Raw genomic sequence first — 9,113 nt, 5'->3', positions numbered from 1 at the left:
GGATCATCAGTGCGCGTGCGGTCATTGGCCTTCTCCCTTTGCAGTGCTGCTGTTGGCTAAATCGCCGATTGGTCGCGCAAGGAAAAGCGCTATTTGAACAGGCTAGGGTCTTGCGCTGGGGGAGCACGGAAAAAACCGCCGCAAAGCGGCTTTTGCGCGACAGGGTTGGGCGCGAAAGATCGTGCCCCAAAAGAAAAACGCGCCCCCCAGGACGCGCTTTTCTATAGGTTTGATCGTCTTGACCGGCCCGGCAGGGCCAGTGTCAGCTTCAGGCGGCTTCGGCCTGGGCTGCATTGCGGCGTTCGCTTTCTTCGCGCGACAGCGCGACAGAGGTCCGTACCCCACGGCCAACAAAATCCATCAAACCACCGACAACCCGCTCATTGGGGTCAATGCCGGCGCAGCTCAGGACTTCGCGTCCATCGCGCGAACGCGCCCAGCGGGCAATCTGCTCGGGACCGTTGCCGTATTTTTTGTCGTCTGCAATGGCGTCATCCAGGGCAGCCAAAACAACAGCGGCAAAGAGCTTGCGTGCCCGGTTGCCCTGTTCATTGTTGTAGGCGGTGCCGTCAACGAAATCTCGCATCTGGTTTCCTTTATTGTTCTTGCTATTGCAATTCTCGGCGTGGCGTTCCTTATGACGGAACTGTGACGATTCGGATAGCCTGTATATGCATAGCTTTCATGCAAATTTTGCATAGCTTAAGTGCATCTGCTACGAGATATCGTTGTCTTGCCAGCCGTGACCACGACAGATATAGGGACGCTTAATATATCATCAACCTTCCCAGATGGATTTTTCAGATGCCCAAGATCAATGGTAACGAGATCCGCCCCGGTAATGTTCTGGAGCACAACGACGGTCTTTGGGCCGCAGTCAAGGTCGATCACGTAAAGCCCGGAAAAGGCGGCGCCTTTGCCCAGGTGGAGCTGCGCAACCTGCGCAATGGTTCCAAACTGAACGAACGCTTCCGCAGCGCCGATAAGGTCGAGCGCGTGCGTCTGGAGCAGAAGGACCAGCAGTTCCTCTATGAGAGCGACGGCATGCTGGTCTTTATGGATACCGAAACCTATGAGCAGATCGAACTGCCGGCCGAGCTGCTGGGCGATCGACGACCTTTCTTGCAGGACGGTATGACCATCGTGGTGGAATTCTACGACGAAGAAGCCCTGAACGCGACTGTTCCACAAAAGGTGATCTGCAAGATCGTCGAGACCGAGCCGGTGGTGAAGGGGCAGACGGCTGCCAACTCCTTCAAACCTGCGATCCTCGACAATGGCGTCAAGGTCATGGTGCCACCCTTTGTTGGTCAGGACGAGATGATCGTGGTCAATACTGATACCATGGACTACTCCGAACGCGCCTAAATGCGTGCGGTTCAGATCGGATTGAAAACCCCGCGGCCAGAAATGGCTGCGGGGTTTTTGTTGTTGGAGGCAAGGCGGTCAGGTTAGAGGGGCGAACCCGCCAGCAGGATTTTGCAGCCGTTGTCGTGGCAGAGCTGCCTGAGCTGCGGGCAAAGCTCTGCCCCGGTGACGACCACGTCATAGTCCCAGATATTGAGGGCGCGGCAGGGCAGGTCGAGGCCGAATTTCTCGCTATCTACCACCAGGATTGTTTGCCGGGCGCAGTTTGTGATGGCCTGGCGGGCAGCAATTTCTTCTGAATTGTAATCCAATACTTCGCCGCTAGGGGAGATGCCGCCGCAGCTAAAGATGGCCTGCTCCATGCGGTAGTGGGCAAAAAACTCGATGCTGGCAGAGCTGATCACATCCAGATCTCTGAGCCGAACCGATCCGCCGGCCATATCGACCTGGGCGCCGGGGGCGTTCTGCAGGGCCATGACCGCATGGATCGAATTGCTGGCAACAAAGAGATCCTGTCGGGTAGCCAGCAGGCGGGCGCATTGCGCCACAGTTGTCCCGGTTCCCAGGGCCACCCGCGCACCATTTTTCACTAGCGGCTGTACCGCCTGCGCGATGCAGTGCTTCTCCCCATGCGAGAGGCTGAGACGCGGTAGGTAGCCAATGTTCTCAGCCTGTTGGCGCAGTTGTGCCATGCCGTTGCGCCGCTGAACTAATGCGGCCTCATCCAGATCCCGCAGGTCGGCACGAATGGTCTGCACCGAGACATCCAGTCGGGTACAGAGCTCCTGCGCTGAGAGGGCACCGTTTTCGGCCAGTAGGGCGATAATCTGATCGCGCCGAAGATCCAGGTCACTACGCTTCATTTTGTTTTCTTTCGAAACTCTTGGCTTCTCTCCCATACAGACATCCGCCCACAGGGCAAACAGTAATAAAACATATATATTTATGTCACGGTACTTTTGCATTCGGGCGCAATAAGGCCGTCATCAAATGTCTTTCGTTCGAAAGGCAAATCTCTGGAGATTTGTGATGAAAACCCTTCTGACTGCCGCGGCTCTTGCCTGTGTATCCACCGCCAGCTTTGCCGATACGCTGACGCTATATACCTCGCAGCCCAATGCGGATGCGCAAAAAACCGTGGATGCCTTTATGGCTGCCAACCCTGGCACCGAGGTCGAATGGGTGCGTGATGGTACTACCAAGCTGATGGCGCGCCTGCGGGCTGAGATCGAAGCGGGTAATCCGCAGCCGGATGTTCTGCTGATCGCTGATACCGTGACCCTGGAGGGCATGGCACAGGAAGGCCTGCTGACGGCCTATCAGTCGCCCGAAGCCAGCGCCTATGATCCGGCTCTGTACAGCGGCGAAGGGTTCTACCACTCGACCAAACTGATCACCACCGGCATCGTTTACAATACCGGTGTAGAGACCGCGCCGGCCTCTTGGGCGGACCTGAACGACGCGGCTTTGAAAGGCCAGATCGCCATGCCATCGCCGCTCTATTCCGGCGCGGCACTGATCCATCTCGCCACCCTGACCGGCGACAAATCCCTCGGCTGGGACTATTATAGCGCGTTGGCGGCAAACGAGGCCCGCGCCAAGGGCGGCAACGGCGGCACGTTCAAAGCAGTTGCCGCAGGCGAAAAGCCCTACGGTATGGTTGTCGACTTCCTTGCCATTCGCAATATGGCCAAGGGCTCGCCGGTTGAATTCGTCTTCCCAGAAGAGGGTGTGTCTTATGTGACCGAACCGGTCGCTATCCTGTCTTCGGCCAAGAACCTTGATGCAGCTCAAAGCTTTGTTGACTTTGTGCTGAGCCAAAAGGGCCAGGATCTGGTGCTGGATATGGGCTATATCCCCGCGCGCAACGACATGGGTGTGCCAGCTGGCTTCCCGGCCCGCGCCGACATCAAACTGATGGATTTTGACCCGGCGGTGGCCCTGCAGAATGCCGAGGCCAATAAGGCGAAATTCGCCGAGATCTTTGGCGCCAACTAATGCTGGCCTCAAAACCAATTGGAGGCAGCCGGTCCGAGGACCGGCTGCTTTCCTCTGTCCTGCTGATTGCCATTGCCTTGACGTTGACACCGGTTCTGCGCCTGTTTGTTGAAGGTGTCACGGTGGATGACAGGCTGAATTTTAGCCTGTTTTCTGAGGTGTTGACCGATAGCAGTACCCGACTGGCGCTGAAACATTCGCTGATCACCGCTGGTTTTGGCACCCTGGTCTCGGTGGCGATTGGCGGGGCCTTTGCCTTTCTGGTAGCGTTGACCGATCTGCGTGCCAAAGCCGCGCTGGTGTTTTGCCTGATGATCCCAATGATGATCCCGCCGCAGATCACCGCGCTGTCCTGGACCCAGATCATGGGGCCGTCCTCGGTGCTGCTCAAAACCTTGGGGCTGGCACCGCCCTTGGGCGCGCCACAGCCGCTATATTCGCAGGGTGGCATTATCCTGCTTCTGGGTGTCCAGCACAGTGCTATCATCTTTTTGACTCTGCGCGCAGGGCTGCGTGCCATCCCGCAAGAAGTGGTCGAGGCCGCCCGGATCAGTGGCGCATCAGGGCTGCGGGTCTGGTGGCATATCATCCTGCCCCTATGCCTGCCCAGCCTGGCAGCAGGTCTGGCGATTACCTTTGTGACCGCGCTTGGCAATTTTGGCATTCCGGCCATGCTCGGCATTCCGGCAGGTTATTCCACCTTGCCTACGCTGATTTACCAGCGGCTCTCTGGCCTTGGGTCGACCGTCTTGGCCGAGGTTGCTGTGTTGGCCATGGTGATTGGCTCTGTCGCCATCGGTGGTATTTTGGTGCAGCGGTTTTTCCAGTCGCGCCAGCGAGTGCATCTGGTTGGGGCAAGCACCCGCCCCCTGGCACTGCCTCTGGGGCGGGCACGGCTGATGGTGGAGCTGAGCCTCTGGCTCATCGTTTGTGGTATTCTGGTCCTGCCGCTTGCGGGGCTGATGGCGACCTCGCTGGTACCTGCCTACGGCGTCCCCCTGTCGTTTGAGAGCCTGACGCTGGGCGCCTGGCAGGAGGTGCTGTTTCGCCAACCCGCCAGCCAACGTGCCTTTGCAAATTCCTTTGTGCTGGCCTCTGGGGCGGCTTTTGTGCTGGTGCTCCTGTGCCTGCCACTGGCCTGGCTGATGGAGCGCAATCCCTCGCGTTTGGGCCGCCTGTTTGATGCGCTGGTGGATTTGCCCTATGCGCTGCCGGGGGTGGTTTTGGCCATTGCCATGATCCTGTTGTTGATCAATCTGCCCTTCACCGATGCCACGCTCTATGGCACCATCTGGATCATCTTCCTGGCCTATCTGGCGCGGTTTCTTGTGGTGATGTTCCGGCCCATTCAGGCCAGTATTCGCCAGCTGGACCCGGCCATGAACGAGGCCGCGCAGTCTGTGGGGGCAGGGCTGTTTCAGCGCCTGCGCCTGATCATCCTGCCGCTGACGGCGCCAGCCGCCGCCGCCGGGGCCATCCTGGTTTTCCTCACCGCTTTCAACGAGCTGACGGTCTCGGCCCTGCTATGGTCTTCGGGGACAGAGACCCTCGGGGTGATGATTTTCAATCTTGATGACAGTGGTGAGACGGTGATGGCTTCGGCCTTGGCCATGACTATTGTTCTGGTGGTGATGGCGCTGATGGCCGCCCTCCAGCTGGCGGCGCACCACCTGCCCAAAGGGAGCCTTCCATGGCAGACATAACGCTCAACGCGGTCGAAAAACATTTTGACGGCACGCCAGCCTTGCAGGCGATCACGGCCCAAATTGAGGATGGCGAGTTTGTCGCGCTGTTGGGGCCGTCGGGCTGTGGCAAATCCACCCTGTTGCGCCTTCTGGCCGGGTTTGATGCGCCGACGCGGGGGCAGATCTCCATCGGCGCCCGTGAGGTTGCGAATGCCGCCACCAACTCCTCTGTGCCGCCTGAGCAGCGCAATATCGGTTTTGTGTTCCAATCATATGCGCTTTGGCCGCATATGACTGTACGCCGCAATGTTTCGTTTGCTCTGGAGGTGCGTGGGCTCTCCAAGGCCGACCAGGCCCTGCATGCCGATGCGGCGCTGGAGGCAACGGGGCTCACTTCATTTGCGGATCGCATGCCGGCGGATCTGTCGGGCGGCCAGCGCCAGCGGGTGGCTCTGGCGCGGTGTCTGGTATCGGATCCCGAGGCCGTGCTGTTGGATGAGCCACTGGCCAATCTGGACGTGGCCCTGCGTGCGACCATGCAGCAGGTGTTTCTCGATTTCCACCAGCGCACCGTGGCCACCATGGTCTATGTAACCCATGATCAGGCCGAGGCCATGGCCATGGCCGACCGGATCGCGGTGATGGCCGAGGGGCGGATCGTGCAGTTTGATACGCCAGAGGCGCTGTATAATTGTCCGAACAACCGCTTTGTTGCCGGTTTTGTCGGTGAGGGTACCGTGCTGCCAATCTGTGAGGCCCGCATCGGCGACGGGGGCAGCAGCGCCCGATTGTTCGGGGTTGAAATTGCGGTGCGCACTAGGGACGAGCAGCCCAACCTGCTCTGTCTGCGCCCCGAGGATATCACCCTATGTAAAACCGGCGATCTGCGCGCCAGGGTGCTCCGCAGCACCTATCTGGGCGGGCGCTACCGTCTCACCCTTCAGACTTCCTGCGGAGCTGAGTTGCTGGTGACAAGCCGGGTGCGCCACAGCGTGGGTGACCAACTGGGGCTCGCGATTGGAACCCCCTGGGCTTTCTATGAGGACTAAATGAATACCATCGAAGTTTTGTCAGGCATCGGCGACAAGGGCCCGGCCTGTATGCGCCTAAGGGTGAATGGAAAATGCTGGTTGCTGGACTGTGGTCATGGGCCAGAGGCCAATGCGCATTTTGATCCCAGTTGGCTCAGCGGTGCGGATGCGGTGTTTATCAGCCATGACCACATCGACCATATCGGCGGTGCCGCCTATGCGGTGGAGGCTGGATTGCCAATCTATGCAACCGCCCAGACCGCGCAGGCTTTGCCCCCAGCGGCGCAGGTGCGCCGCCTGCCAGAACAAGGCGAGAGCGTGATTGAGGGTATTCGTCTGACCACCGGGCGCAATGGCCATGCGCTGGGCGGGGTCTGGATGCATTTTGATATTGGCGCGCGGCTGTTTTATTCCGGCGATTGGTCAGAGGAATCGCAGTGGTTTGCCTTTGATGCGCCACCCCCTGCCGCGACGGCCATTCTGGATTGCTCCTACCAACTGGATCCGGTGCCACAGCAGGACCGTTTTGCGGCGTTGGATCAGCTGCTGGAGCGCCTGCCGGGGCAGGTTCTGCTGCCGGTGCCCCCCTCTGGCCGCGCCGGAGAGATGGCGCTGCATCTGATCCAGCGTTTTGGACTGGAGGCGGTGATCCTGGATCCGGAGTGCCGCACTGCCTTGACCTCGGCGCTGGCGTGCGGCCGACTGAGCCCGCAGGCGCAGGAGATTGCGCCGCTGTTGCAACGCGGCGAGCTAGAACAAGCGCGGTTTTTGATCTGTGATACACCCAATGCGGATGGCGGCGCTGCCTGGGGCTATGTGCGGGCCTGGCGCGAAAGCGGCCGTTTGGGGCGCGATGCGCATGTGGTTTTCACGGGTCACATGACCGCCCATGCCCGTGGCATCTGCGCTGTGCCCGGCGGCTATTTCCAACGCTGGAACGTGCACCCCCCTCTGGGGGACCAAAAAGCCATGCTGCAGCGCCTGGGAGCCAAGCGCTTTGCCCCGGCCTTTTGCACCAACCCCGAGGACTATCTCGCGGAGGACGGCCTGGGGGCTGAGGTCTTTCTGCATGAAAGAGTATCCCTATGAATACACTGTTGATTGGCGCGCAGGCGCTGCCGCAAAAGAGCTTTTGTCTGATCCGACATGGCGAGACCACGGCCAACCGGGACCAGATCATTGCGGGGCGTCTCGATGTGGCGCTGACAGATCAGGGTCGGGCCCAGGCACAGGCGCTGCAAGACCGGAATTGGCCAGCGATGTTGGCGCTGTTCGCCAGTCCCATGCAGCGGGCGCAAGAGAGTTGCCGGTTGGGATTTCCGGGGCAGAATTTTGACCTGCATCCAGACCTGCGCGAAAGAGACTGGGGTGTCTTCGAAGGCCGCCCCCTGTCGCAGCTGCCAGCACGTGAGGGCTGCCCGGAGGCGGGTGAGGACTGGGGCGAAATGATCTGCCGGGTCTCCCTGGCGATCTCTTTCTGTTGTGCACAGGCCGGGCCGCGTCTGCCGGTCATGGTCTGCCATTCTGGGGTGATCCGGGCCGCGCGCGTGCTGTCTGGGGCCAATGGCAGTGGTGAGCGGCCCGCAAATGCCGCGCCAATTCTGTTTGACTGGGATGGAGAACACCACAGCGAGCTGGGCTATGTCAGCTGAGAATGCACAACCCTGTGTGGTTTTTGACGTGGATGGCACCCTTGCCAGTTTTGATGCCGACCGGCTGGGCCATCTGGTTCATGGCGAAGACAAAGACTGGCAGGGCTTTCATCAGGCCATGGCCGAGGCTGCGGTGATCGCGCCGGTCGCTCATCTGTTGCGCCGCCTGCGCATGGCGGGCGAGCACATTGTGATCTGCTCGGGGCGCCCGGCGGGCTGGAGCACCTATACCGAGGCCTGGCTGACCCAGAATGACCTGGGGTTCGACGCGATCTATCTGCGCCCAGAGGGGCAGGACAGGATGAGCGACCCAGAGGTCAAGCGGCAGCTACTGGCGCGGATGCGCGGGGATGGGTTTGAACCCTGGATTGTTGTTGATGATCGCAGCTCGGTGGTGGATCTTTGGCGCGCCGAAGGTCTGGTCTGCCTGCAGTGCGCGCCGGGAGATTTCTGAGCCGCGCCCAAAGGCAGATCAGCTGGGATCGCTGATCTCGATTGAAAAACCGCATTCATCCATCATCTTGCCATAGGCGGCGGTAAATCCACGGAGCGAAGCCTGCAGGACGGGCTGACCCGGGCCATAGGGCTGCACGGTGCGGATATCGAGGCTCTGGCCAGCCTTCATCCAGCGCAGCATATTGGGCGTGTCTTGCCAGCGTGGAGCTGCTTCGGCATGGGCAAAACCTTCGGCGTCGAAATAGCCATTGGCGATGCCATAAAAGGCGGCCTGCTGATCAAAGACAAAGCCCACGGCCTGGCCGTTCTGCACCAGAGTGCTATGGCCGCGAATGGCGGATTCGTGCAGGGTGGGTTTGGGGTAGTCCGATGGCGGGCCGGCATCGAGACTATAGACCGAGAGGCGCAGCGATGGCAGGCCGTCACCGCCTGTCAAGGCGGTGCAGGTCAGACTTGTGTGTTCGGTGGTTTCCCGGGTCTCAACAAGGACACGCCAATCGCCAAATTCCCAATACTGGGCGGCAGCGGGCAGGGCAGGCAGGGTCGCAAAGGCAAGGGCAAGGCAGTGACGCATGATCTCTCCGGGTATTTTAGCAGTCTATCTCGGTCTGGGCGGCCCTCAAGAGCGCGGCCCTGCGGGCAGGGTTCTCCAGCAACTGCAAAGAAATAGATAACTCAGATGAAATTCTGAAAAACTGAGGTCCAAAATGGTGCCTGCGCGCTAGGGTCAGGATGCATTGATTTCCGCTTCGCTGCGTGATTCACGGCTCTGAAACGGAGCAGTGACATGAGCGATCTATACTGGTTGAGCGACACGCAGATGGCCAAGCTGGAACCCTTTTTCCCCAAGTCCCACGGCAAGCCCCGTGTGGACGACAGGCGGGTGTTGAGCGGCATTATATTCATTAACCGAAATGGCTTGC

General features: G+C 59.9%; 11 protein-coding genes. 8 read left to right on the top strand and 3 right to left on the bottom strand.

Features of this window, described 5'->3' with window-relative positions; all coding sequences use genetic code 11:
• Positions 1-268 precede the first annotated feature (268 nt).
• Positions 269-586, bottom strand: a complete 318-nt coding sequence (locus ABJP42_RS17710; protein ID WP_009811619.1) for a DUF6280 family protein — start codon at positions 584-586, stop codon at positions 269-271.
• 218 nt (positions 587-804) lie between these two features.
• Between ABJP42_RS17710 and efp the strand changes: the two genes are divergently transcribed.
• The gene (gene efp, locus ABJP42_RS17705; RefSeq protein WP_348342734.1) at positions 805-1,368 is read left to right on the top strand and encodes an elongation factor P; all 564 of its coding nucleotides are present in this window, start codon (positions 805-807) and stop codon (positions 1,366-1,368) included.
• 83 nt (positions 1,369-1,451) lie between these two features.
• Here the strand turns inward: efp and ABJP42_RS17700 are convergent, their stop codons facing one another.
• Positions 1,452-2,231: a DeoR/GlpR family DNA-binding transcription regulator gene (locus ABJP42_RS17700; RefSeq protein WP_348342732.1), complete on the bottom strand. Its 780-nt coding sequence runs from the start codon at positions 2,229-2,231 to the stop codon at positions 1,452-1,454.
• 166 nt (positions 2,232-2,397) lie between these two features.
• Between ABJP42_RS17700 and ABJP42_RS17695 the strand changes: the two genes are divergently transcribed.
• The 6 genes from ABJP42_RS17695 to ABJP42_RS17670 are packed head-to-tail and all read left to right on the top strand — an operon-like array spanning position 2,398 to position 8,188.
• Positions 2,398-3,366 carry an ABC transporter substrate-binding protein gene (locus tag ABJP42_RS17695; RefSeq protein ID WP_348342730.1) on the top strand — a complete coding sequence of 323 codons (969 nt, stop codon included), beginning with the start codon at positions 2,398-2,400 and terminating at the stop codon, positions 3,364-3,366.
• The gene (locus tag ABJP42_RS17690; RefSeq protein WP_348342728.1) at positions 3,366-5,069 is read left to right on the top strand and encodes an ABC transporter permease; all 1,704 of its coding nucleotides are present in this window, start codon (positions 3,366-3,368) and stop codon (positions 5,067-5,069) included. Before ABJP42_RS17695 ends, ABJP42_RS17690 begins: the two co-directional genes overlap by 1 nt.
• Positions 5,057-6,100, top strand: a complete 1,044-nt coding sequence (locus ABJP42_RS17685) for an ABC transporter ATP-binding protein (RefSeq protein ID WP_348342726.1) — start codon at positions 5,057-5,059, stop codon at positions 6,098-6,100. Before ABJP42_RS17690 ends, ABJP42_RS17685 begins: the two co-directional genes overlap by 13 nt.
• The gene (locus ABJP42_RS17680) at positions 6,101-7,171 is read left to right on the top strand and encodes an MBL fold metallo-hydrolase (protein ID WP_348342724.1); all 1,071 of its coding nucleotides are present in this window, start codon (positions 6,101-6,103) and stop codon (positions 7,169-7,171) included. It begins immediately after the preceding gene.
• Positions 7,168-7,734 (top strand): histidine phosphatase family protein, encoded by a 567-nt coding sequence (locus ABJP42_RS17675; RefSeq protein ID WP_348342722.1) that lies wholly within the window; start codon positions 7,168-7,170, stop codon positions 7,732-7,734. Before ABJP42_RS17680 ends, ABJP42_RS17675 begins: the two co-directional genes overlap by 4 nt.
• Positions 7,724-8,188, top strand: coding sequence for a phosphatase domain-containing protein (locus ABJP42_RS17670; protein WP_348342720.1), 465 nt, complete (start codon positions 7,724-7,726; stop codon positions 8,186-8,188). The genes ABJP42_RS17675 and ABJP42_RS17670 overlap by 11 nt, the downstream gene beginning before the upstream one ends.
• 18 nt (positions 8,189-8,206) lie before the next feature.
• Here ABJP42_RS17670 and ABJP42_RS17665 read toward each other — a convergent pair whose 3' ends face one another.
• Entirely contained in the window at positions 8,207-8,764 is a 558-nt protein-coding gene (locus ABJP42_RS17665) for an invasion associated locus B family protein (protein WP_348342718.1), read from the bottom strand.
• A gap of 213 nt (positions 8,765-8,977) precedes the next feature.
• On the opposite strand from ABJP42_RS17665, the gene ABJP42_RS17660 reads away from it, so the two are divergent.
• On the top strand, positions 8,978-9,113 hold a 136-nt coding region (locus tag ABJP42_RS17660; protein WP_348342736.1), incomplete at its 3' end, for a transposase.

Origin of the sequence: Pseudophaeobacter sp., from assembly GCF_039971195.1 — a bacterium.
Lineage (GTDB): Bacteria > Pseudomonadota > Alphaproteobacteria > Rhodobacterales > Rhodobacteraceae > Pseudophaeobacter.
Note: the sequence above shows the minus strand (reverse complement) of the source record. Positions and strands in the feature narration are given on the sequence as shown.

Excerpts from the sequence above, each read along its gene's own strand:
- ABJP42_RS17710 (WP_009811619.1), bottom strand. The coding sequence starts at position 586 with ATGCGAGATTTCGTTGACGGCACCGCCTACAACAATGAACAGGGCAAC.
- efp (WP_348342734.1), top strand. The coding sequence starts at position 805 with ATGCCCAAGATCAATGGTAACGAGATCCGCCCCGGTAATGTTCTGGAG.
- ABJP42_RS17700 (WP_348342732.1), bottom strand. The coding sequence starts at position 2,231 with ATGAAGCGTAGTGACCTGGATCTTCGGCGCGATCAGATTATCGCCCTA.
- ABJP42_RS17695 (WP_348342730.1), top strand. The coding sequence starts at position 2,398 with ATGAAAACCCTTCTGACTGCCGCGGCTCTTGCCTGTGTATCCACCGCC.
- ABJP42_RS17690 (WP_348342728.1), top strand. The coding sequence starts at position 3,366 with ATGCTGGCCTCAAAACCAATTGGAGGCAGCCGGTCCGAGGACCGGCTG.
- ABJP42_RS17685 (WP_348342726.1), top strand. The coding sequence starts at position 5,057 with ATGGCAGACATAACGCTCAACGCGGTCGAAAAACATTTTGACGGCACG.
- ABJP42_RS17680 (WP_348342724.1), top strand. The coding sequence starts at position 6,101 with ATGAATACCATCGAAGTTTTGTCAGGCATCGGCGACAAGGGCCCGGCC.
- ABJP42_RS17675 (WP_348342722.1), top strand. The coding sequence starts at position 7,168 with ATGAATACACTGTTGATTGGCGCGCAGGCGCTGCCGCAAAAGAGCTTT.
- ABJP42_RS17670 (WP_348342720.1), top strand. The coding sequence starts at position 7,724 with ATGTCAGCTGAGAATGCACAACCCTGTGTGGTTTTTGACGTGGATGGC.
- ABJP42_RS17665 (WP_348342718.1), bottom strand. The coding sequence starts at position 8,764 with ATGCGTCACTGCCTTGCCCTTGCCTTTGCGACCCTGCCTGCCCTGCCC.